21 protein-coding genes are annotated in these 22,053 nt (G+C 59.3%); 13 read left to right on the forward strand and 8 right to left on the reverse strand.

The window, feature by feature from the left end; translation table 11 throughout:
- Nucleotides 1–69: 69 nt before the first annotated feature.
- The 4 genes from JSS95_17835 (at nucleotide 70) to JSS95_17850 (ending at nucleotide 4,256) form a co-directional block, all read left to right on the forward strand.
- Nucleotides 70–942: a 2-dehydro-3-deoxygalactonokinase gene (locus tag JSS95_17835; protein MBS1801676.1), complete on the forward strand. Its 873-nt coding sequence runs from the start codon at nucleotides 70–72 to the stop codon at nucleotides 940–942.
- Nucleotides 942–1,562, forward strand: a complete 621-nt coding sequence (locus tag JSS95_17840) for a 2-dehydro-3-deoxy-6-phosphogalactonate aldolase (GenBank protein ID MBS1801677.1) — start codon at nucleotides 942–944, stop codon at nucleotides 1,560–1,562. The genes JSS95_17835 and JSS95_17840 overlap by 1 nt, the downstream gene beginning before the upstream one ends.
- Nucleotides 1,563–1,646: 84 nt before the next feature.
- Nucleotides 1,647–2,858: a mandelate racemase/muconate lactonizing enzyme family protein gene (locus tag JSS95_17845; protein ID MBS1801678.1), complete on the forward strand. Its 1,212-nt coding sequence runs from the start codon at nucleotides 1,647–1,649 to the stop codon at nucleotides 2,856–2,858.
- A gap of 93 nt (nucleotides 2,859–2,951) precedes the next feature.
- Complete coding sequence (locus JSS95_17850; protein MBS1801679.1) at nucleotides 2,952–4,256, forward strand: MFS transporter; 1,305 nt, start codon at nucleotides 2,952–2,954, stop codon at nucleotides 4,254–4,256.
- A gap of 16 nt (nucleotides 4,257–4,272) precedes the next feature.
- Here the strand turns inward: JSS95_17850 and JSS95_17855 are convergent, their stop codons facing one another.
- From JSS95_17855 to JSS95_17885, 7 genes are all read right to left on the reverse strand, one after another.
- The gene (locus JSS95_17855) at nucleotides 4,273–5,721 is read right to left on the reverse strand and encodes a diguanylate cyclase (protein ID MBS1801680.1); all 1,449 of its coding nucleotides are present in this window, start codon (nucleotides 5,719–5,721) and stop codon (nucleotides 4,273–4,275) included.
- A 271-nt stretch (nucleotides 5,722–5,992) separates the two neighbouring features.
- Entirely contained in the window at nucleotides 5,993–6,169 is a 177-nt protein-coding gene (locus tag JSS95_17860) for a hypothetical protein (protein ID MBS1801681.1), read from the reverse strand.
- A complete protein-coding gene (locus tag JSS95_17865; protein ID MBS1801682.1) occupies nucleotides 6,166–6,582 on the reverse strand; it encodes a hypothetical protein in 417 nt (138 codons plus the stop codon). The genes JSS95_17860 and JSS95_17865 overlap by 4 nt, the downstream gene beginning before the upstream one ends.
- A 48-nt stretch (nucleotides 6,583–6,630) precedes the next feature.
- Nucleotides 6,631–7,800: an aminopeptidase P family protein gene (locus JSS95_17870; protein ID MBS1801683.1), complete on the reverse strand. Its 1,170-nt coding sequence runs from the start codon at nucleotides 7,798–7,800 to the stop codon at nucleotides 6,631–6,633.
- Nucleotides 7,801–8,293: 493 nt separating this feature from the next.
- Nucleotides 8,294–8,755, reverse strand: a complete 462-nt coding sequence (locus tag JSS95_17875; GenBank protein MBS1801684.1) for a hypothetical protein — start codon at nucleotides 8,753–8,755, stop codon at nucleotides 8,294–8,296.
- Between the two features lie 244 nt (nucleotides 8,756–8,999).
- Nucleotides 9,000–9,443, reverse strand: coding sequence for a hypothetical protein (locus JSS95_17880; protein MBS1801685.1), 444 nt, complete (start codon nucleotides 9,441–9,443; stop codon nucleotides 9,000–9,002).
- Complete coding sequence (locus tag JSS95_17885) at nucleotides 9,412–10,395, reverse strand: carbon-nitrogen hydrolase (protein ID MBS1801686.1); 984 nt, start codon at nucleotides 10,393–10,395, stop codon at nucleotides 9,412–9,414. The genes JSS95_17880 and JSS95_17885 overlap by 32 nt, the downstream gene beginning before the upstream one ends.
- A gap of 211 nt (nucleotides 10,396–10,606) precedes the next feature.
- On the opposite strand from JSS95_17885, the gene JSS95_17890 reads away from it, so the two are divergent.
- The 5 genes from JSS95_17890 to mdh all read left to right on the forward strand — a co-directional run bounded on the left by JSS95_17890 (nucleotide 10,607) and on the right by mdh (nucleotide 16,585).
- Entirely contained in the window at nucleotides 10,607–12,034 is a 1,428-nt protein-coding gene (locus tag JSS95_17890) for a glutamine synthetase (GenBank protein ID MBS1801687.1), read from the forward strand.
- A 185-nt stretch (nucleotides 12,035–12,219) separates the two neighbouring features.
- Nucleotides 12,220–13,053: a hypothetical protein gene (locus JSS95_17895; GenBank protein ID MBS1801688.1), complete on the forward strand. Its 834-nt coding sequence runs from the start codon at nucleotides 12,220–12,222 to the stop codon at nucleotides 13,051–13,053.
- Between the two features lie 118 nt (nucleotides 13,054–13,171).
- Entirely contained in the window at nucleotides 13,172–13,891 is a 720-nt protein-coding gene (locus JSS95_17900) for an SIMPL domain-containing protein (protein ID MBS1801689.1), read from the forward strand.
- 156 nt (nucleotides 13,892–14,047) lie between these two features.
- On the forward strand, nucleotides 14,048–15,451 hold the full coding sequence (locus tag JSS95_17905) for an NADP-dependent isocitrate dehydrogenase (GenBank protein ID MBS1801690.1): 1,404 nt from the start codon (nucleotides 14,048–14,050) through the stop codon (nucleotides 15,449–15,451).
- 204 nt (nucleotides 15,452–15,655) lie between these two features.
- Nucleotides 15,656–16,585 (forward strand): malate dehydrogenase, encoded by a 930-nt coding sequence (mdh, locus tag JSS95_17910; GenBank protein MBS1801691.1) that lies wholly within the window; start codon nucleotides 15,656–15,658, stop codon nucleotides 16,583–16,585.
- Between the two features lie 65 nt (nucleotides 16,586–16,650).
- Here the strand turns inward: mdh and der are convergent, their stop codons facing one another.
- Nucleotides 16,651–18,453 (reverse strand): ribosome biogenesis GTPase Der, encoded by a 1,803-nt coding sequence (gene der / locus JSS95_17915; protein MBS1801692.1) that lies wholly within the window; start codon nucleotides 18,451–18,453, stop codon nucleotides 16,651–16,653.
- Nucleotides 18,454–18,658: 205 nt separating this feature from the next.
- Between der and JSS95_17920 the strand changes: the two genes are divergently transcribed.
- The 4 genes from JSS95_17920 (at nucleotide 18,659) to JSS95_17935 (ending at nucleotide 22,029) form a co-directional block, all read left to right on the forward strand.
- On the forward strand, nucleotides 18,659–20,617 hold the full coding sequence (locus JSS95_17920) for a DEAD/DEAH box helicase (protein MBS1801693.1): 1,959 nt from the start codon (nucleotides 18,659–18,661) through the stop codon (nucleotides 20,615–20,617).
- A 9-nt stretch (nucleotides 20,618–20,626) separates the two neighbouring features.
- Nucleotides 20,627–20,872, forward strand: coding sequence for a hypothetical protein (locus JSS95_17925; protein ID MBS1801694.1), 246 nt, complete (start codon nucleotides 20,627–20,629; stop codon nucleotides 20,870–20,872).
- A gap of 87 nt (nucleotides 20,873–20,959) precedes the next feature.
- On the forward strand, nucleotides 20,960–21,337 hold the full coding sequence (gene queD / locus JSS95_17930; protein ID MBS1801695.1) for a 6-carboxytetrahydropterin synthase QueD: 378 nt from the start codon (nucleotides 20,960–20,962) through the stop codon (nucleotides 21,335–21,337).
- 8 nt (nucleotides 21,338–21,345) lie between these two features.
- Nucleotides 21,346–22,029, forward strand: coding sequence for a radical SAM protein (locus tag JSS95_17935; GenBank protein ID MBS1801696.1), 684 nt, complete (start codon nucleotides 21,346–21,348; stop codon nucleotides 22,027–22,029).
- Nucleotides 22,030–22,053 lie beyond the last annotated feature (24 nt).

Genomic DNA, 22,053 nt, shown 5'->3' on the forward strand with positions numbered 1-22,053 from the left:
ACATGTCTACGCACGGTAAGTTCTGCGCAGAGATAAAACATGAAAATTAGACCGCAGGGAGCGTATGCCGTGATTGCCGTCGATTGGGGTACAAGTAATTTCCGGGCATTCCGGCTTGGTGAAGATGGGAGGATATTGGACCGGCGTTCCTTGCCGCTCGGAATCCTTCGCATGGGCAGCGCAGGGTTTACCGAGACACTGCGTTCTCAGGTGGCACCCTGGCTTCAGGCGGGCGAAAAACGAATCCTGTTGTGCGGCATGGTGGGCAGCAGACAGGGGTGGGTGGAGGCTCCGTATCTTCCGTGCCCGGTCGGGCTCGCGGACCTGGCGGCTGCGGTGGTCAAGGTTCCCTTCGATGGCGCTGAGGTTCTGCTGGTTCCCGGAGTTGCTGGGGCAAACTCTGACGGCGTGCCTGAGGTGATGCGCGGAGAAGAGACGGAGGCCATGGGAATTATGGATAGGTGCGACGGCGAAGGGATGGTGTGCTTTCCCGGCACGCACACAAAGTGGATTCAACTGCACGATCGTAAGCTTGTCGGTTTTATCACCTGCATGACGGGCGAGCTTTATGAGGCATTGAGGATGAGTACGATCCTGAAGCGTACGATGTCGGCGAACGCTCCGTTCGATGAAGCGGCATTCTTGCGTGGAATCGAGCGGTCGGCAAGCTCCGGCGGCCTGCTGCATCATCTCTTCGGAGTCAGAACGCTCACGCTGATGAACCAGCTGGATGAGGAGGCATCGCCATCGTATCTCTCCGGCTTATTGATCGGCCATGAAGTGCGCTCTGCCCTGTCACAGCCCTCGTTGGTTCATCTGGTTGGAGCTGCCGGGCTTTGCTCGTACTATGAACTGGCCATCAAAGCCTGCGGAGGATCGGCGACGGTAGAGGATGAAGATGCCGCTGCACGCGGCCTTGCGGCAATTGGCAGGAGTCTGTGATGAACTTGCGGCAGTGGCTTGAGCGGTCCCCTCTAATTGCAATTCTCCGTGGCGTGAAGCCTTCGGAGGCCGAGGCAATCTGTGTTGCGCTGGAAGAATCCGGAATCAGGATCGTTGAAGTTCCTCTGAACTCTCCCGAGCCACTGAAGAGCATCGAAATACTCGCACGCAGCTTCGGCGATCGCATGCTTATCGGCGCCGGAACTTTGACCAGTGTCTCTGAAGTTGAAAGCGTGGCATCGGCCGGCGGCGAACTGATCGTAACCCCACATGCCGACGTCTCGATCGTTCGTGCAGCGAAGGTTGCGGAACTGATCGCAGTCCCCGGATTTTTCAATCCGACGGAGGCGTTCGCTCTGCTTCAGGCGGGAGCGGATGCCATCAAGCTCTTTCCTGCCGATGTGCTTGGGCCAAACATGCTCAAGGCAATGCGCGCGGTTCTGCCGAAGGGTGCCATTGTTATCCCAGTCGGTGGAGTGGGAGTGGCGCAGATTCCGCCCTGGCTTAATGCAGGAGCGCGGGGCTTCGGTCTGGGCTCGTCGCTGTACAAGCCAGGCGACAGCCCCGCAGCGGTAAAGACAAAGGCGCAGGCGCTGATCGCGGCACTCCATCAGAACTAACCGGCGTTCCTATCTCATGGCTTTTATCCAACTCGATCTACAAGGAGCATCTCCTCGATGAAAAGAAGAACCTTCCTCCGCAGCATGGCGGCCACAGCAGCTCTCGGATCGACGAATGTCATGCGCGCCTTCGCTCCGTTGCCGAAGATGAAGATTACCCGCGTCCGCGCGTATGCTCCTCCCAATCCCAACCCGCTCTTCAATCAGAGCGACACGGTCGTCACGATTGAGACGGATGCTGGGATCACAGGTATCGGCGAGGGCGGCTTTAAAGATACGCTTGCGCAATCTGCAGGAAGGTTGATCGGCCGCGATCCGCAGCACATCGAAGCGCTGTGGCAGGACATGAACCGGGCGTTTTTCTATCCAGCAGGACGCGAGAAGACAGACGCAATTGGCGCGCTCGATCTAGCGTTGTGGGACATCAAGGGCAAGGTGCTCGGCATGCCAGTCCACCAGATTCTCGGTGGAGCGGTGCGCAACTTCTGCGAGTGCTACAACACGGCGGGAATCATCCCAGGCATCACTCCAGGTATGAGCATCAAGGACCGTGCAAGGATAACAATCGAAGCCGGCTATCGCGCATTTCGTTTCGGAGCGGTGGATAAGCCCGCGAACACGACCTTCAATACTCGCGAGCGGATCACGCATCTCCGTGAAGAGTGCGAACAGGTACGCGAGGGCGTCGGAAAGGACGGAGACTGGTGTATCGACTTCCATCAGCGATTCGACCTATCGGAAGCTATTCGCGGATGCAATGAGATTGAGAGCCTCGCTCCGTTCTTTGTCGAAGATCCGGTTCGCACAGAGGCGTTCCTGCAGGACATCCCCATCCTGCGCAACAAGGTAAACGTTCCTCTCGCGGCGGGCGAGGAGTGGGGCAATCGATGGGACTTCAACAAACTTGTAGAGGATCACTCGATCGATTACGTACGCGCTACGCTTCCGAATGTTGGCGGCATCACCGAGATGATGAAGATCGCCGCAATCTGCGAGACGCACTTTGTGGGCATCGTTCCGCACTTTACAGGGCCGATTGCGACCGCGGCGCTGGTGAACTGCCTCAGCACGTTCCCGGGACAGGTCCTGATGGAGTACAACTACCAGGGCCGCACACTGGAACATCTTCCCGTATGTCTCGACTTCAAGAATGGAAAGCTGTATCCGAACGAGCGCCCGGGGCTCGGTGTCGAGCTCGACTACAAGAAGCTTACGAAGTTTGCCGAGATTACTGAGCCGGTCACGGCACGCGCGCAGACGTACTTCCGGCCCGACGGCTCGATCACTAACTGGTAAATACAATCGTTCGTCTGAACTGGTATAAAAATGGCGCGCAGAGCATAAACATCTCTGCGCGCTATTTGTAACAGAAGGGAATACGAGTTCTTGATGCTATCTTCATTCAGGTTGCCCATCCGCGCGGTACTGATCTTCTGGATGTTTCTTCTCAGCGCGCTGGCCTATCTGGACAGAACGAACATCTCAATCGCTGGACCCCAGATCAGCCGCGAATTCGGGCTTGGTAATGTCAAGCTCGGCTGGGTCTTCAGCGCTTTTCTCATTGGCTATGCGCTCGCGCAGGTCCCCGCGGGATGGCTGGCGGTGCGGTACGGGCCGCGCTGGAGCCTGACCTTCGGTGTGGCTTGGTGGGGAGTGTTCACAGCCCTCACCGCAGTAGTGCCTCCAAAGATGCGCGGTGCGATGCTTGTCCTGATCGCCGTCCGTTTCTGTCTCGGAGCCGGTGAGGCGACGGTGTATCCGGCATCCAACCAGCTTGTCGCTCGATGGATTCCTCTCGAAGAACGCGGCAAGGCCAACGGTTCGATCTTCGCCGGTGTTGGCGCCGGCGCGGGGCTTACGCCTCCTTTGCTTGCATGGATTATTGCGCACTATGGCTGGCGCATGTCGTTCTGGTTTAGCGCAGTGGTTGGCACGCTGGCAGGGGTTGTCTGGTTCTTTATTGCACGCGATCATCCAGCGGAGCACCCGCTGATCTCCCAGGCGGAGTTGCGTCATATCGAAGAGGGCATCGCCGAGCCGCAAGCGGTGAGCGTCACCTCGGAAGAAAAAGCTGTGGTGCCATGGACGGCGATGTTCAGGAGCAGGACCCTGTTTGCGCTGACGCTAAGCTACTTCAGCTTCGGCTATGTTGCCTGGGTGTTCTTCGCGTGGTTCTACATCTATCTTGCCGAAGCGAGGGGGCTCGATCTCAAGGCGAGCGCGATTTATTCCATGTTTCCTTTTCTTGCGATGACAATTTGTTCGCCGCTTGGCGGTATCGCCAACGACTGGATCTCGCGGCGGTTTGGCCTGCGCTGGGGCAGATGCGGCGTTGGAGTTGCCGCGCTGGCGACAGCGGCAGTTTTGCTATGGTTCGGTCCAGCCGTGTCGAGTACGCAACTGGCAAGCCTGATTCTCGCAGGTGGAGCAGGGACGCTTTACTTCGCGCAGAGCTCCTATTGGTCGGTGACAGTCGACATTGCGGACAGCGGATCGGGTATTGTCTCGGGGGTGATGAATATGGGGGCGCAGGTTGGAGGAGCCGTGACGGCATCGCTCACACCTGTCATTGCAGCGCGCTATGGCTGGAACGCGTCGTTCCGTCTGTCGGCGATGCTCGCGCTTGCCGGTGCTGTCGCGTGGGTGATCGTCGATCCGGCCAAAAAACTGGGCCGGGAGAGAGCGGTTTCGTAAGGATTGCGCGAGGTAGCTATCCGCTGTGCACCATCACGCGGTTCTTGCCTGCGCGCTTGGCTGCGTACAGAGCTTCGTCGGCCAGCTCTACCAGTTGATAGCCGTTGACGAGGGACTCATTCATCGCGGCCATTCCCATGCTGATGGTGACCGGCTCATTCTCCCACTCCTCGGCTGCGACGCGCTGCATCACGCGGCGGGCAAGACCCATCGCGCTCTCTTCGCCGCTCTCAGGAAGAAGGACGACGAACTCCTCGCCGCCGTAACGAGCAGGAAGGTCAGGCAGACGAACGGTCGTTCGCAGGATCATTCCCAGGCGGCGCAGCACCTCGTCGCCCGCAGCGTGACCATATTTGTCATTGGTCATCTTGAAGTTGTCGACATCGATCAGCAGTACAGCCAACTCGCGCTTGCGCCTGCGTGCCATCGAGAACTCCATCACCAGCCGCTCTTCAAAGGCCCTGCGATTGCGCAGGCCCGTCAATTCGTCGGTGACGGCGAGGCGGCGAAGCTGGTCGTTCGCCTCCTCCAGTTCGCGATGATAGCGCTCCAGCTCGGCCTTGTGCGCGACCTCTTCAGAGATATCGACAGCTACGCCTGCGAGAAGGACATTTCCAGCCGAATCGTTGCAAGGAAACTTGAATGAGCGGAGTGAACTCAAAGTGCCGTCCGTTCCGCGAATGTGTTCTTCGGTCTCCACCATGCGGCCGCCAGCCATCACCTCAAGGTCGTGGGTGCGGACGGACTTCGACAGCTTGCGGGACCAGAGCTGTTCGTCGGTGCGCCCCAGCCAGGCGTACTCGCTCACGCCGAATCTCTGTGCAAAGGCGCGGTTGTAGAAGAGCAGCCGTCCTGCCGCGTCTTTGATATAGCTGAGGAACGGGCTGGCGTTCATAAAGGCGCGGAAGAGCTCCTCACTTGCGCGAAGCGCGCCTGTTGTTCTTTCCTTGTCGGTCAGCGCCTGTTCCAGCGCGACACGCTGCATACGCAGCTCAAGTCTTGCGCTTACCTGGCGGGAGAGTACCTCCAGAGCATTTGCCTGTTCTGCGCTCAGGATCCGGGGCGTCGTATCCACCACGCACAGCGTCCCCAGAACGTGGCCGTCGGGAGTTGCCAGCGCAACTCCGGCGAAGAAGCGGAGCGGAGGATCGGCGGCGACAAGCGGGTTGTTAACAAACCTGCTGTCCAGCAGAGAGTCTTTGACGACGAACAGTCCCTGCTGACGCACTGCATGCGCGCAGAAGGCAATCTCGCGCGGAGTATCGCCCAGCTTCAGCACTTCGGAAGCACGGAACCACTGCTGGCGCTCGTCCAGCAGCGTCACCAGGCCCAGCGAGGTTCCGCACAGCGAGGCTGCAAGCCGTGTCAGCTCTTCACAGTCCTGTTCCGGTTGGGAGTCCAGAAGGTCCCTCACCCACGACGCCCACAGCCGGGCGTTATCGCTCTCAGCTCTTCTCAAGTTCATCAATCACCGTGGGGAGGTATTACGTAGAATACCCGCACGAAAGGCACTAGACCATTGGTTTTTGCAGTTTCTACAACTCTAGTTGTAGGAAAGGAGGATTTGGCCCCTGCCTTGCACCGCCCAATCCCCCAGGAAAGCTCTTCTGTCACCTATCAGGCACCGGGAAGGTGGTATCGGTCAATCACACAAAACTGCCATCGGGAGACAGTAGGAAACTCAAGCTGCCTCAGCAACATGGCGCATATCATGCGTTGTTCTTTGCGCAGGTCTTTTAGTGCTTGATGAGCCACATCAACCAGCTCGCGGCGACGGTCCCACCGACGAAGATGGCAAAGCAGAAGGCCCCGAACCGGACCATCATGCGGGGCTCCGACCGCTGGGTGATACCGAAGACAATCGACGTAAACAGCGAAAACAGAAGAACAGCGCCAAAGTGCGAGATGGTCACGAGGCTTTCCTCCCGGTGGCGAGAGAGTGCGCATCGACGGCCGCGATGATATTCAGCAGGCCGGCCACAACGATGAACTTCGTCCCGTAGTCCGCGATGGCGACCTGCACGGCAGACTGTCCGAGATCGAAAGCACGCGCAGCTATATATAGAAGGCCTGCGCCAATGTCGCCTGCAAAGTTCAGCATATCGAGCAATTCGGCCGTATTTGGGGCGTAGATTTTGCCCTTCAGTGCCAGGCCGATGCCAAACATGGCCACGATGGAGACAAAGAGCAGAAGCCCGCGAGTCCACTTCTTGAGCAGAAGGTGTCCCGCGCCAGGAATGAGCCAGCCCGCAATGAGAATCAGCGCCGGTGGCAGAGAGGTCGCCTTCTGCACGTTTGTTTCCTGCGCCTGAACGTTCGTCGTCATCAACCCCGATGATACCAGTTGCTTAGCAGGCCGTCAGCTTTCGCTCAGTCAGATTCTCACCAGCTCGGTCTGAATGCGGCCGGTGACTTCGGCCTTGCCTGGGAGGGCGATCATGTCGATCTCGCTGCGAACCCCGAACTCGCCCGGGAAGTAGAGGCCCGGCTCGACGGAGAAGCAGGTCTTTGGCAGAATCAGGCGCTCGTCGTGGGTCTCCAGATTGTCGAGGTTGGCGCCGTTGCCGTGCAGCTCGGCGCCGATGTTGTGCCCGGTGCGGTGGGTGAACCAGTCGTTGAATCCTGCGGCTGCGATGACGTTGCGCGAGGCGTCGTCGGCTTGCCAGCCTGCGATTGGAGTGTTGGAGGCGAAGGCCTCTTTGACGGTGTCGATAGCGGCGTCGCGGGCGTTGCGGACGGTCTCGAAGATGAGCTGCTCTTTGGCGGTGGGTTCGCGGCCAACGACGCCCGTCCAGGTGATGTCGTAGAAGCAGGCGTCGGGGTGGTCGACCTTGCCCCAGATGTCGATGAGGACGAAGTCGCCTTTGCGGATGCGTTTTGAGCTTGCTGCTGTCGGCTCGTAGTGCGAGTCGGCGGAGTTGGCGCCGGAGCTTACGTTGGGCCCGTGCTCCCAGACGAGGTTTTCGCGGGCCATCGCTTCAGAGAGCCACTCGACCATGGCGAACTCGTGGGTTCCTCCGGAAGCGACGCGGCGGCTGATCTCCTGCCAGGCGGCGGCGAGGATGGTGTCGATCTTTTCCTGAGCGACGTAGTGCGTGGCGATCTGATCGCCGGTGAGGACGGCCTCGAACTGGCTGACGAGGTTGGCGGAGGTGACGACCTCTTTGCCGAGCGAGCGGATAAGCTCGACGGTTCCTGCGTCGACGAGCGAGACGTACATGATCGCGTTGTTGGGCGAGTACTGCATGGCGATCTTCGTCGCGCCATCGGTCATAGCGGCGATCTGCGCGGCCAGTTCCTGCCAGGAGGAGTAGACGGCTTTTGTGCCGGGCAGCGTGTCGAGGCGTCCTGACTCGATGCGGTGGACAAGTTTTCTCGGTTCGCCGTTAGCCGGGATGAAGTAGAACCAGCGGCGGGTGACGTGAAGCCCTTCGCCCAGACCGAGGATGCGGTAGGCGAGCGGGTCTCGGTAGTGGTGGTCGTAGAAGAGCCAGCCGTCTAAATGCTGGTCGCGGAGTGCGCTCTGAATTGCTGCCAGATCCATGATCGCCATGTTAACGCCGGGCTGAGGCAGGTCAGATACCCCCCCCATACCTTTTTTGCGCAAATTCTTGATTTATCGATGGTTAGCGGTGGACTATTCCCGCAAAATCCTCAAAATAAATAAATTGCGGTTAAAGTCTTGATTCCTGGATGCTTAGGTGATGAAACGGGGCCATTTTGCAATGGCACATCTTGTATTCACTATTTTAATTCTACCGTGCGGAACATGAGAATCGGCACTTTTGGTGTTCGTTCTATCTCTTTTGTTTTGTGATGCTTGCTGCTCGTTGTCGCATAGAGGGGGCTTGACATGATTTGTTCAGCGTATTTCGGGGTCGCGGGGTCAGTTCAATTACCGGCCTGGGGCATCATTTCTGATGTCTTGCCGCGCCGAGAGAGGAAAACTACAGGGATTCTTCGCCTGCGGCTTAGGATGACGGCCCTACTACGAAACTGACGGCCCTACTACGAAACTGACGGCTCTACTACCAACGCTATTTTTCCTTGAAGACGAGATAGGTTGTGGAGGTTCCGGGTGCGAGTTTGACCCAGTGGGGAACGCCGGCGGGGATGTGGACGGTATCTCCGGTGTGAAGGACAATCTCCTTGCCTCCCTCGATGGAAGGGCCACGGACTTCGCCGGGTTGGTTGGGCACGGTGTGACTGCCTTTGATAGTTCCGCCGGTGACGAGGATGGCGCTGCCCTTTGTGATGATCATCTGGTCGGCCCAGCCCTCGTGGAGTTCGGCGTCGCCGGTGTGGACGCGGACGATGTAGAGGGTGCGGGCGGAGCCGAAGTCGTCGAGGGTCTCCATCGCGAAGCCAGTTGGGGTGGCTTTGGCGGTGGTAGTGAGTTTCGCTTCGAGCTTCGCGAGGTCGGCAGCGGTGTGGAGCGTGGGGCCGGATTGGGCGAGAAGGGGAGCGGCGGCGAGAAGAATGAGGCTGGCTAAGCGCATGGACTTCCTCGGGGGTGGGACGGGGGAATTGTACTTGTGTGTGTTATGCAGATGCTTCTGGTTAGGCCAAACCTTCAGGTTTGGCGCTCTCTGAAGAGAGCATATACCCCAGGGGCTGAAGCTCTTTTTCCGCGGGGTCGATAGAGATGGCCAAGCCTGAAGGCTTGGCGTACCTAGAAGCAGTTCGCGCTTTTGCGCGAATGCTCCCACTCATGCGATGGGACTGCATGAAGAGGACACCCGGCTACTTCTCAATTCTTACTTCCGTTACGCATTTCTGCTCTGCGCCGGCGGTCCATGAATCAGGCTTGGACTGTTGAAGTACATAATCGATTTCAATCTTTGTCCCGGCTCTGTAGAGCGAATCCGATGCCGCGTCATTCATCTCACGTGTCCATTGAGAGAGCGCTCCATCATCACTCAGCACCTCGCACATGGGCCAATCGTTATGGCCAGCCATGAAAGCGCTCTTGATGACACCGCGTACTGTATACAAGCGCAGTTTCCCATCCCTGATGTTGTCCCACCATTCGGGACTGCCAAAGAGGCCATGCGTCTGCTGTATGCCGTACTCCTTGGTTGTGAGCGTGGCCCGCTGAACTAATTCGATATGTCTATGATCGAAGCGAAGCTGATAGATAGGTTGTAGCAAAGGATTAATCCAAAAATCTTTTGGCGATGCCTTCATACGCGTCGATGCGGCGATCGCGGAGGAAGGGCCAGTGCTGGCGGGTGATTTCGATGAGTTTGGGGTCGAGGTCGGCGATCAGGGTTTCTTCCTTGTCATGGCTGGCCTGGGCGATGATGCGGCCGAAGGGGTCGGCGATGAAGCTTCCTCCCCAGAACTCGAGGCCTGAGTTTGGGGTGTGGTCGCCGGGGCCATGGAGTTCGACGGTGGCGGGGTTGCCGTCGGCGGCGGTGGTCTTGAACTTGACGTCGCCGTGCTCGTGGCCTACGCGGTTGACGGCGCAGGCGAAGACTCCGTTGGCGATGGCGTGGGCGCGCTGGGCGGTCTGCCAGGCTTCGTATTGGGCGGTGCCGAACTCCTCTTTCTCGGAGGGGTGCCAGCCGATGGCGGTGGGGAAGAAGAGGACTTCGGCTCCGCGGAGTGCGGTGAGTCGGGCGCCTTCGGGATACCACTGGTCCCAGCAGACGAGGGTGCCGACGGGGCCCTGCGAGGTCTGTGTGGCCTTGAAGCCGAGGTCGCCGGGGGTGAAGTAGAACTTCTCGTAATAGAGGGGGTCGTCGGGGATGTGCATCTTGCGGTAGACGTCGGCGATGCGGCCGTCCTTTTCGATGGTGACGGCGGTGTTGTGGTAGAGGCCGGGGGCTCGGCGCTCGAAGAGGGAGGCGACGAGGACGACGCCGGTCTCCTGGCAGACGCGGGTGAGCGTGTCGGTGGAGGGGCCGGGGATGGATTCGGCGAGGCCGAACAGATCGTGGTCCTCGCGCTGGCAGAAGTACTGGGCGCGGAAGAGCTCCGGCAGGCAGACGAGGTTGGCTCCCTGGCGGGCGGCCTCGTAGACGCGCTCGGCGGCCTTGTCGAGGTTGACGCGGGTGTCGGAGTCCATGGACATCTGGATGAGGGCGACGCGCTTGATGCCGCTGGGGGCGCTGGATTTGCTGGTGTTTTTCGTCATGGCAGTCAGTGCTTATTTTATAGGTATGTGAAAGGCGCGGAGGTTTTGCCCGCGTTTTGGCGTGAATGGCTCTTGCCGCGCGTGAATTTTCTGTTAGGTTTGAGGTATAGGAAATTCTGCCCACGCCGCCAGGACATCCTCGAATCCACCTACAATTTCTGTGTTAGCCGACCACGCCAGTCGTGTATCTCATTGCTGAAGGAGCAAGACGTTGAGCGAATTACGTGAGTTTCTGGAACTTTCCTACTCTGAACTAGAAGACCTGAACCTGGCTGCAAAAGAGCAACGTAAGAAGCGCGTCGCCGCGGACGTGATCCAGGAAGAGCGGCTGAAGTATCTGACCGACGAGCGCCGCATTAAGGCTGTGACGGTTCTGTTCAGCGATCTCGAAGGCCGGCTGCACATGCTGGACTACGACAAGAAGTTTCTGGTGAAGAGCTACGACAATCTGACGTTCGACGGCTCGTCGATCCGCGGCTTTACGGCGCAGCGCGAAAGCGACCTTCGCCTCGGCATCGATTGGAGCGCGTTCTACTGGGCGCCTGCCGATGTGTTTGGCCCCGGCAAGGTACTGGTCTTCGGCGAGGTGATCGACAAGAACGGCGGCACCTACTCGGCCGACCTGCGCGGTGTGCTGAAGAAGTTTGCCAATGAGCAGTACGCGAAGAACGGCTACACGCTGAATGCGGCGAATGAGATTGAAGGCTTCCTGTTCGAGGGCCTCGACGCCGAGCGCAGCTACCACGAGACGGGCAAGTTCGAGTATGTCAACAAGGGTGGCTACTACCACTCGCTGCCGGGCGACCCGCTGCGTGAGTTCATCGATACGACCGCTGAGGTCCAGCGCGCGATGGGCTTCGAGAATGAGAAGGACCATCCAGAGGTTGCGCCCTCGCAGTTCGAGATCAACTATACCTACGGCGATGTTGTGGCCGCGGCCGACCAGATTCAGCTCTATAAGCTGATCTGCCGCCAGGTGGCGACGCAGATGGGCATGACGGCAAGCTTTCTTCCGAAGCCGGTGGTCGGCGTGAACGGATCGGGCATGCACACCAATGTGTCGATCACGAAGGGCGGCAAGAACCTGTTCTGGGACCCGAAGGGCGAAGAGAAGATCTCGAAGATGGCGTGGCAGTTCACGGACCGTATTCTGACGCACGGCAACGACATCTGCCTGCTGCTGAATGCGAGCGTGAATGCGTATCGCCGTCTGGACCCTCACTTTGAGGCCCCGAACCAGATCAAGGCTTCAGCGACGGACCGCGGCTCGATGGTGCGCATCCCGATCGGGAACGAGAAGTCGGCGCGCGTTGAGGTGCGTTCGGTTGGACCGGATGCGAATCCGTACATGGTGCTGTACTCGATCTTCAAGAGCGGCCTGGACGGCGATCTGGCGAAGATCAAGAACCTTCGCCAGGCGGAGCGCTACCTGCCGGACAACGTCTACACGGCAATTGAGAACTTCCGCAATGCAGAGTGGACGACGAAGCTGCTGGGCGCCGATGTGAAGGGTCGCTATGCCGACCTGAAGCAGGCCTCGGCCGATCGCTGCCCGCGCCTGCTGGGCACGATCGTGAAGGCGCCAGAGGTTCAGTTCCACCACGATGTTTATAACCAGCTGCTCTGGAACATCTTCTAAGGATCCGGTTGAGAGGGAACAGGGGCTGGCGATTTTTCGTCAGCCCGTTCTTTTTAATAGCCCGTGTTTTGGCGGCATGTTAGATTTTCCTCGAAGTGACGATAGATATGAAGATATCGGGCCTTGGACTGTTTGCAATATGTGCGGGATTTCTGCTTGGGGGTTGCGGTAGCAGTCCTTCGCCGGTGAGCGCACCAGCACCGATGGCGAGTTCGCTGGCGGGAAACTGGTTGATCGTGGGACCGATGCCGACCATTGCGCCGGGGATAGCGCCACCCCCGGAACGTTTTCGTCTGGCCGTGACGATGGATGCAGTGGGCGACAACGTGGTCGCGGCCGGTTTCGGAAATCACGTTTGCCCGGGTTTTACTGAATCGTTTTCTATCGGCAGCGTACTTTCGGGAGCGGTTGCGAAGGACCGTACTTTCAGTCTGGGCTCGTCGTCGATCTTTCCGAATATGGCGATGACGCTGACGGGCAAGATTCCGGCAGTGGGTCAGGGGCAGTGGACGGGAAACTATAACGTCAGCTTCACCACTCCCCCCAGCGGCTTGGCGACTTGTGTGGAGACTCTGTCTGACACGTTTACTGCAACCTCTTTTCCGCTGGTCAGTGGAGTCTACGTTGGAACTGCAAGTAATGGGTTCAGTTTGAACGGGGTTCCAATAACGACGACGATGTCGCTGCAGGTGACGCTGCAGCAGGGTGGAACGGCGACCGATTTCAGAGGCAACACGGTGACGAGTAATGCGGTGCTGACGGGAAGTATCAAGGTAACGGGGTCACCCTGTTTTAGTTCCGGGACAATTACGGGTACACCCTCAAGTTCAGTACTTGGCAACGAAGTCCATGCTGCATTTGCGATGGATGATGGCTCGACGCTGGAATTTATTGGATCGATGACCGATGCGACCGAGTCGAAGATTGCCACGAACCTGGTGCTGATCACGGGCGGTCAGTGCGGAGGAAGCCGACCGCCGGTCGCATACCGGATAACGGAACTCGACAGGCAAATTTAGACAGACGCGTTGACACGGACGAATAGCTACTGCACACTGCTCGTGTGTGAAGGAGAAGCGCTTGGATTCGTTCAGTGATGATCGGCTGGTTCGGCCTGCTGGGATTCTTGGCGGCTGCCTGTTGCTGGGGCTGGTGGTTGGCGGATGGCTGCTCGGGAAGCAGATCAAGGAGACGCGACTTGCCGACCGTTATGTGACGGTGAAGGGGCTGGTGGAGCGGACGGTGAAGTCCGACAGCGCGATCTGGCCGGTGACGTTCAAGGAGACAGGCAACGAACTGCAGCAGGTCTATGCGAAGAGCGAAGAGGACCGTGCCTCGGTGCTGAAGTTCTTCAAAGAGCAGGGAATCGCGGACCAGGAGATTACGGTCGGGCAGATTCAGGTGACGGACAAGCAGGCCAACGAGTATAGCAACAACCAGGGCGGCCCTCGATACATCGTGCAGCAGACGGTGACCGTAAGCTCGAACGACGTCGACAAGATTGCGAAGGCCGGGCAGAAGACGGCGCAGTTGCTCCAGGCCGGAATTATCGTGGTGGGCGGCTATGGGCAGGGCATCCGGTATGTCTTCAATGGGCTGAATGCGTTGAAGCCGGACATGATTACGGAGGCGACGAAGAATGCGCGCTCTTCTGCGGATCGCTTTGCGGCGGACTCAGGAAGTGAGGTCGGGTCGATCCGGTCGGCGAACCAGGGAGTATTTTCGATCTCGGCCGCGGATGGGGGAAGCGGAGTTGCTCCCGGAGAAGATGGCGGTGGCGGTGGAACGAGCCCGGACGCCAGCATCATGAAGAAAGTCCGCGTGGTGGCAACGATCGACTACTACCTGATGAAGTAGAAATCCGTGAGCTTCACAGAAGATCATTCTCAGGGATTTGTGCGATTATCGCGGATCTCGTGCGGTTATTGCCAGACGCTTCCGACGGATGTTAGCTTGTTTCTCACCTGATCTTTTGCGTGTTCCTAAAAAAACTTTTAGTGGAGATGATGGCGTATGCAGGATAGCTACAACGGTATTGCGGTGCCCAAGGATGGAGCGCCGATTCAGTATGTCGACGGCAAGTTCAAGATTCCTGACAACCCGATCATCCCCTTCATTGAAGGCGATGGTACGGGGCGCGATATCTGGAAGGCCTCGCAGCGTGTGTTCGATGCGGCAGTGGAGAAGGCTTACGGCGGCAAGCGCGCTGTGAAGTGGTTTGAAGTGCTGGCGGGCGAGAAGGCTTATCGCCAGACGCAGAACTGGCTTCCGGATGACACGGTCAAGGCGACGGTGGACTATCGCGTGTCGATCAAAGGACCGCTGACGACTCCGGTGGGTGGCGGCATCCGTTCGCTGAACGTGGCGTTGCGGCAGTTGATGGACCTGTACCAATGCGTGCGACCGGTGAAGTACTACGCAGGCGTGCCGAGCCCGGTGAAGCATCCGGAGAAGCTGGACGTCGTGATCTTCCGCGAGAACACGGAGGACATCTACGCCGGTATCGAGTTCCGCGAGGGAACGCCTGAGGCGGCGAAGTTCATCGCGTTCGTCAACGACGAGATGTTGAAGGGCGGCAAGAAGAAGGTCCGCACGGATTCGGGTGTTGGCGTGAAGCCGATCTCGATCACAGGATCGAAGAGGCTGGTGCGCGCAGCGATTCAGTATGCGCTGGACAACAATCGCAAGGTCGTTACGCTGGTGCACAAGGGGAACATTCAGAAGTTCACCGAAGGCGCATTCCGCGAGTGGGGCTACGAGGTGGCCTCGCAGGAGTTCCGCGACCAGACCGTGACGGAGCGCGAGAGCTGGATTCTCGGGAACCTGGAGGCGAACCCAAACCTGACAGCGGAGCAGAACGCCGCCCTGATTGAGCCGGGCATCGAGTTTGCGCCGAAGCAATTTGTCGACGAGGTGGTCGCCGAGGTGAAGTCTGTGATCGCGGCAATCGGCAAGTCTCACGGCAATGGCGCGTGGAAGAAGAAGATCCTGGTCAACGACCGCATTGCGGACTCAATCTTCCAGCAGATCATTCTGCGCCCGGACGACTATAGCGTTCTGGCAACCACGAACCTGAACGGCGACTACATCTCGGATGCTGCGGCGGCGCAGGTTGGCGGCCTGGGAATCGCTCCGGGCGGCAACATCGGCGACGGCTATGCCGTCTTCGAGGCGACGCACGGCACGGCCCCGAAGTATGCGGACAAGGATGTGATCAACCCCGGGTCAGTGATGTTGTCGGGCGTGATGCTGTTCGACTTCATCGGCTGGCACGAGGCGGCGCGGTTGATCGAGTCGTCGATGGAGAAGACGATCGGGCAGAAGTTCGTGACGTACGACTTCGAGCGCGGGATGCAGGGCGCGACGAAGGCGAAGACGAGCGAGTTTGCCACACGCATGATCGAGAACATGGGCTAAGTAGATTGACCTGGATGGAGTCGGCGGCTGCCAGAGCAGCCGCCGACTTTTTTTGCTTTGGTGGCAATCGATATCCGCACGGAAATGGCGGATATCGGTGCCAGCCGTGCGTGGCGGGACGTATCATGGAAGGCGAAGACGCGTGCTGTTCTGGCGCGCCATGACGGCGTTTTGACGCTAAATTTTCTGGAGAGTTCACACATTATGCGTAAGAAAGTCACTATCGTCGGGGCCGGCAACGTCGGCGCTACTGCGGCACATTGGATTGCTTCGAAGGAGTTGGCGGACGTTGTATTGATCGACGTGGTCGAGGGCGTGCCGCAGGGCAAGGGGCTCGACCTGCTGGAGGCGCTGCCGATCGAGAAGCGCGATGTGTCGGTGATCGGCACCAACGACTATGCGGACACGGCGAACTCGGACATCGTGGTGATCACGGCCGGCATTGCGCGCAAGCCAGGCATGAGTCGCGACGATCTGCTGAACACGAACTTCAACATCATGAGCGATGTTGCGGGCAAGGCGCTGGCAGCTTCGCCGAACGCGATCTTCATCATCGTGTCGAACCCGTTGGATGCGATGGCGCAGACGGCGTTCAAGAAGCTGGGGCTGCCGCGTGAGCGCGTGATCGGCATGGCCGGCGTTCTGGACTCGGCACGCTTCCGCACCTTCATCGCGCTGGAGTTGAATGTTTCGGTTGAGAACGTGACGGCGTTCGTGCTCGGAGGTCATGGCGATACGATGGTGCCGCTCTCGCGCTACTCAACGGTTGCGGGCATTCCGATCACGGAGCTGATTCCGGCGGACCGCCTGAAGGAGCTGGAGACGCGCACGGCCAATGGCGGCGCGGAGATTGTGAAGCACCTCAAAACGGGCTCGGCATACTACGCTCCTTCGGCTGCCGCAGTGGAGATGGTCGAGGCGATCCTGAAGGACAAGAAGAAGATTCTCCCTTGCGCCGCATATTTGCAGGGTGAGTATGGCATCAAGGGGCTATACGTCGGCGTGCCTTGCAAGCTGGGATCGAAGGGGCTAGAACAGATCATTGAGATCAAGCTGACAGCCGAAGAACAGGCTGCTCTGAATAAGAGCGCGGATGCGGTAAAGGAGCTTTGCTCCGTGATCGGCGTCGCATAGGCGAATCTGTTTGCGATGAAAGAGGCCCGCTCATTGCGGGCCTTTTTCATTTCGAATACGGGTTGCTATGGCGTCTTCTTTTTGTTCCTGGCCTTGATCTTGAACCAGATTGGTGAGCCGATGAAGCCGAAGCTGTCGCGAATCTGGTTGGTGAGGAAGCGCTCGAAGCTGAAGTGTAGCTTTACGTCTTTATCGGTGAAGAGGACAAAGGTTGGTGGCGCGACCGCGGCCTGCGTCATGTAGTAGATCTTGATTCGCTTCGACATGGGCACCGATGCTTTTTGAAAGTCGACGTGCTCGAGGAAGCGGTTCATGTTTCCGGTTGTCACGCGCTTGCGGCGCTCACGTGCGACGAGGCCCACCTTCTTGAAGACCTGGTCGATCCCTTTGCCTTCGGCGGCGGAGATAAAGAGCAGCGGAGCGTAGTCGAGGTATTTGAGCGCATCGCGGACCTGTTGCTCGTAGACCTTCTTATCGGCAGGCGGTTTGCCATCGGTTCGTCCAATGGTGACGGCGTCCCACTTGTTGACGACGATGATGACGCTTCTGCCGCTCTCATGCGCGTAGCCGCCGATGTTGGCGTCAAGCGCCGTGACGCCTTCGACTGCGTCGATCACCAGAAGGCTGACGTCAGCGGCTTCGAGATGCTTGCGCGCCATGATGACGGAGAGCTTCTCAGCCATCAGCTTCGTCTTGCCCTTGCGCCGGATTCCTGCGGTGTCGACAAAGCGGAAGCTGTGTCCATCGCGTTCGACGACTTCATCGACGGCGTCGCGCGTTGTTCCAGCGATCGGCGAGACGATGGCGCGCTTCGTTCCGGTGAGTGCGTTGAGCAGTGTGCTCTTGCCGACGTTGGGGCGGCCGATGATGGCGATCTTCGTCTCGGTCTGCTCGAACTCGCCGTGTGAGCGCAGGCGGCGGACGGGCGCTGGACCGTCTTCGTCCTCGGCCATCTCATCTTCGGCTGTGAGCATGACCTCGGTGGGTTCCTCGGCGACGGACTCGGGAGGAAGCGCGGCGTAGACCTCGTCGAGCAGATCGCCGATGCCGGTGCCGTGCTCGGCGGAGAGGGGGAGGACGTTGCGGAAGCCCAGGCTGCGGAAGTTCTCCGCACCGGCGAGAAGCTCGGCGGAGTCCATTTTGTTGACGGCGAGGAAGAGAGGCTTGCCGCCGCGCAGCAGCAGCCGCGCAAGCTCCATATCGGGCGAGGCCAGCTCGGTGCGTCCGTCGACGACCATCACGATGGCGTCGGCCTCTTCGAGCGCAACCTGCGCCTGGCGGAAGATCTCGCTGGGGATCAGGGCTTCGTCGTCGGGGATGACGCCGCCCGTATCAACGACACGAACGATGCGGCCAGCCCAGTCGATCTCTCCGTAGATGCGATCGCGCGTGATGCCCGGCTCGTCGCCGACGATGGAACGCCGCGAGCCGGTGATGCGGTTGAAGAGCGTCGATTTGCCGACGTTGGGACGGCCGCAGATGGCGATCAGCGGCTGCTGCGCATCGCGCGATACGCGCTTCTCACCGTCTGCGGCTGTGTTGTAGCGCGTTGCTTCGCGTTCGGCCTCGCGCCAGTCGTGTTGCTCGGCTGCCGCTTCGTTTTCTTCAGTTGGGCGCGCGATGGGCCGCACGCTTGACGGCGGCCGGCGCGCGTCACCGCGCAACGTGACGCGGGCCTCGTGATCGGGTGAGCGCTTGGGAATGCGTTTGAGCTTTTCGGCCAGAGCCTTTTTTGCGGAGAGCTGTTTGCGCTTGCGCGGATCGGCGGCCCCCGTGGTCGGAGCTGTTTTGGGTGCGCGGCCTTTCTTGGGGCGAGTGCTTGCCTGCCGGTGTTTCTTGCCGAGTCGTTTCTTATTGTCTTTCGCCACCGGAGAGGTCCAGCTTTCTTATCGAGATAGCTGCAAAACCGCCCATTGACTCGGCGGCGCAACGCAATCTGTCTATTATAGAAACGAGCGGGTCTTTGCCGCTTCTTCGCCCTTGTCAGCTACGACCCCCATTTCGATCTTGCCCGCGGCGCTCGAGCCTGGAGAGCGGCTGCCGTCGCTGCATGATTTCTTCGCGCCCGGCGGTATGCTATCGCGTTCGTCGCTGGCTTTTGAGCACCGCAAGGGGCAGTACGAGATGGCCCGCGCGGTGGAGAAGGCCTTTCATGACAAGCGTCACCTGATCGTGGAGGCGGGGACGGGGACGGGGAAGACGCTGGCGTACCTGCTGCCTGCGTTGCGCAAGGCGCGTGAGCATCAGCAGCGCGTCATCATCTCGACGGGAACGAAGAACCTGCAGGAGCAGCTCTACTTTAAGGACATTCCGTTTCTGGAGTCGCTGCTGGGGCCGCTGAAGGTCTGTTACATGAAGGGGCGCGGCAACTATCTTTGCCGCCATAAGCTTTACGCGCTGCGCGACAATCCGCTGCTGAATGGCCTCGAAGAGATTGAGCAGTTCCACAACATTGCGGTGTGGGAGAAGACGACGGAGACGGGCGACCGCGCGGAGATCGACGCGCTGCCGGAGACCTCCGCGCTGTGGTCAAAGCTCGATGCGCGCACCGAGGCGTGCCTGGGGCAGAGCTGTCCGGACTTCGAGCGGTGCTTCATCACGGCGATGCGGCGCAAGGCGTTAGAGAGCGAGATCGTGATTGTGAACCACCATCTCTTCTTTGCCGACCTGAGCATCAAGCAGCAGGCGGGTAATGCTGCGGATGCGGGGATTCTGCCGGAAGCCGCCGCGGTGGTGTTTGACGAGGCCCATGAGCTTGAGGAAGTTGCATCGAACTACTTCGGAATCGGGCTGAGCACGTCGCGTGTGGATGAGTTGGTGCGCGATGTGGAGATGATGCTGCGTGCGAAGCAGGCATCGATATCAGCGATAGAAAGCGCATGCGGCACACTGCAAAATCGTTCGCGGATGTTTTTCTCCGCATTGCCGGATGATGGGAATGGCGTGGGGCGTATGCCTTTTCTGCATCGCGCAGATTTTCTCGAAGAGAGCGGAGACTACTACACGGCGACGATGAATGCGCTGACGCGGCTGGAGGGCGAGCTGGAGCGCGTGAAGAATGTCGATGAAGCGCCGGGATTGAGGAAGCGCGTCGCTGACATCCGCTCGCATCTGCACTTTCTGTTGGAGTCGACGGACCACAACACAGTCTTCTGGATCGAGCGGCGTGCGGTCGGTGGCGTTCGGGGTGCGGTGCGAGCGCACGGTCATGCGGCGTTCCATACGCATCTGCAGGCGACGCCGATCGACGTTTCGGAGCTGCTTTCGACTGCGCTGTTCGACAACTACTCAAGCGTCGTGCTGACGTCTGCAACCTTGACTGTCTCTGGGGGCTTCGATCATATCCGCAAGCGGCTTGGCCTGCTCTCGGCGCGCGAGTTGATCGTTCCGTCGCACTTCCAGTATGAGCGGCAGGCATTGCTCTATCTGCCGCCGACGATGCCCGACCCTCGCGAGCCTGACTTTGCAGAACGTGCTGCTGAACGCATACGCCGCGTGCTGGAGATTACCGAGGGCCGCGCCTTCTGTCTTTTTACGAGTTACACGCAGATGAGGACGGTGTATGAGCGTATGTTGACGGAGCTGCCTTATCCTCTGCTGTTGCACGGCACGGCGCCGCGGCATGTGTTGATTCAGCAGTTCCGCGAGACGCCGAATGCGGTGCTCTTCGGCACATCGAGCTTCTGGCAGGGCGTGGATGTGCAGGGCGAGCAGTTGAGCTGCGTCATCATCGACCGGCTGCCGTTTGCCGTGCCGACCGATCCTGTTGTGGAAGCGCGTATGCGTGCGATCGAGGAGGCCGGAGGCAAGCCATTCTTCGACTACCAGATTCCGAACGCAGTGATTACGCTGAAGCAGGGATTTGGAAGGCTGATCCGCTCACTTAGCGATCGCGGCGTGCTGATGCTGCTCGATCCGCGCGTGCGGCGTCAACGTTATGGCCGCATCTTTCTGGAAAGTCTGCCGCCGTATCGGCTGACGGAAGAGATCGGCGATGTGGAAACATTCTTCGGACGGGACACCATAAAATAGGAAGTATCCATGGGCCGCAATCTCTACATCCTTGCCGCAACGTTGCTGGTGCTCGCGCTGGTCTCCTGCGGACTGGCCTATACCAATATCGCGCAGCAACCTGGTTCTCCGGGAGACGTTTCGTTGTGGCGAACGACAGGACTGGCGTTGCTTGTGGTGGCATTGGTGGTTGCCCTGGCCGGCATACTGTCCTCCTTGTTTGAGCAGGCGGAACGGCGCGCCGAAGAAGAACGCCAGCGCCGTCGCGGTCAGTAGACGGGTACAATAGAGAGAGGCAAGCCGTCCCCTGACAAATGAGAGATCGGAAACCCCTGGCGGCCTGCCGAAAGGCATTGGAAACCCATGTTTGAAGTTACTGTAGAAGCCGGATTCTCCTCTGGCCACTACCTTCGCAACTATCGCGGCAAGTGCGAGAACCCGCACGGCCACAACTACAAGGTCTTTGTGACGCTGATTGGCAAAGAGCTTGACGAGGCCGGTCTGCTGCTGGACTTCAAGCTGCTGAAGCAGGTGATGCGTCCTGTGGTCGATTATCTCGATCACCAGATGATCAACGACCTGGAGCCGTTTACGACGGTGAACCCTTCGGCGGAGAACCTTGCGCGTTATTTTTACCAGGAGACGGAGAAGCAGCTCCGTGAGATGACGGCCGGCCGCGTGAAGGTGAAGGACTGCACGCTGTACGAGACAGACACCAGCTTCGCCCGTTACTACGAATAACCGCAGCCATGCACCTGATCGAGCTCTACAAATCCGTACAAGGCGAGTCGTCCTTCGCCGGTCTGCCGTGCATCTTTGTACGGCTGGCGGGTTGCAACCTGCGATGCGCGTGGTGCGATTCGGAGTACACGTTCTCAGGTGGCAAGCCATTTACGGAAGACGAAGTGGTTGCGCAGATTGAAGCGCTGGCCCCATGCAAACTTGTGGAGTTTACGGGCGGCGAGCCGATGTTGCAGGCACGAGAGCTTTTGCCGCTGATGCAGCGTCTGCTAAACGCGGGCTACACGCTCATGATCGAGACCTCGGGGGAGCGTCCGCTCGCTGATGTTCCCAAGACGGTGCACAAGATCGTCGACGTGAAGTGTCCGGGCGCGGGTGCGGCCGCCAATTCGTTTCGCGTGGAAAACCTCGATGCGTTGACGGACCGCGACGAGGTGAAGTTCGTTATCAGCGATCGCACTGACTACGAGTTTGCTCGTCAGTTCATCCGTGAACATGCGCTTGAGAAGAAAGCCGGCCAGATCCTACTGTCGCCTGCATTTCAGAAGACGCCAAGCCCGCAGCGCACGGCGGATAATATGGCGCTGGATCCGCGCAAGCTGGTGGAGTGGATGCTCGAGGACGGCCTGTCCGCGCGGCTCTCGTTGCAGATCCATAAGTTCATCTGGGAGCCGCAGAAGAAGGGCGTCTAGTTTACCGGGCGCCGTTTCGGCAAC

It is taken from the genome of Acidobacteriota bacterium, from assembly GCA_018268895.1.
Taxonomy (GTDB): Bacteria; Acidobacteriota; Terriglobia; order Terriglobales; family Acidobacteriaceae; genus Edaphobacter.

Coding starts and splice junctions, on each gene's coding strand:
- queD (MBS1801695.1), top strand. CDS start 20,960: ATGTTTGAAGTTACTGTAGAAGCCGGATTCTCCTCTGGCCACTACCTT.
- JSS95_17875 (MBS1801684.1), bottom strand. CDS start 8,755: ATGCGCTTAGCCAGCCTCATTCTTCTCGCCGCCGCTCCCCTTCTCGCC.
- JSS95_17870 (MBS1801683.1), bottom strand. CDS start 7,800: ATGGATCTGGCAGCAATTCAGAGCGCACTCCGCGACCAGCATTTAGAC.
- JSS95_17845 (MBS1801678.1), top strand. CDS start 1,647: ATGGCGGCCACAGCAGCTCTCGGATCGACGAATGTCATGCGCGCCTTC.
- JSS95_17840 (MBS1801677.1), top strand. CDS start 942: ATGAACTTGCGGCAGTGGCTTGAGCGGTCCCCTCTAATTGCAATTCTC.
- JSS95_17850 (MBS1801679.1), top strand. CDS start 2,952: ATGCTATCTTCATTCAGGTTGCCCATCCGCGCGGTACTGATCTTCTGG.
- JSS95_17880 (MBS1801685.1), bottom strand. CDS start 9,443: ATGAAGGCATCGCCAAAAGATTTTTGGATTAATCCTTTGCTACAACCT.
- JSS95_17905 (MBS1801690.1), top strand. CDS start 14,048: ATGCAGGATAGCTACAACGGTATTGCGGTGCCCAAGGATGGAGCGCCG.
- JSS95_17920 (MBS1801693.1), top strand. CDS start 18,659: ATGCTATCGCGTTCGTCGCTGGCTTTTGAGCACCGCAAGGGGCAGTAC.
- JSS95_17865 (MBS1801682.1), bottom strand. CDS start 6,582: ATGACGACGAACGTTCAGGCGCAGGAAACAAACGTGCAGAAGGCGACC.
- JSS95_17935 (MBS1801696.1), top strand. CDS start 21,346: ATGCACCTGATCGAGCTCTACAAATCCGTACAAGGCGAGTCGTCCTTC.
- JSS95_17885 (MBS1801686.1), bottom strand. CDS start 10,395: ATGACGAAAAACACCAGCAAATCCAGCGCCCCCAGCGGCATCAAGCGC.
- JSS95_17925 (MBS1801694.1), top strand. CDS start 20,627: ATGGGCCGCAATCTCTACATCCTTGCCGCAACGTTGCTGGTGCTCGCG.
- mdh (MBS1801691.1), top strand. CDS start 15,656: ATGCGTAAGAAAGTCACTATCGTCGGGGCCGGCAACGTCGGCGCTACT.
- JSS95_17855 (MBS1801680.1), bottom strand. CDS start 5,721: ATGAACTTGAGAAGAGCTGAGAGCGATAACGCCCGGCTGTGGGCGTCG.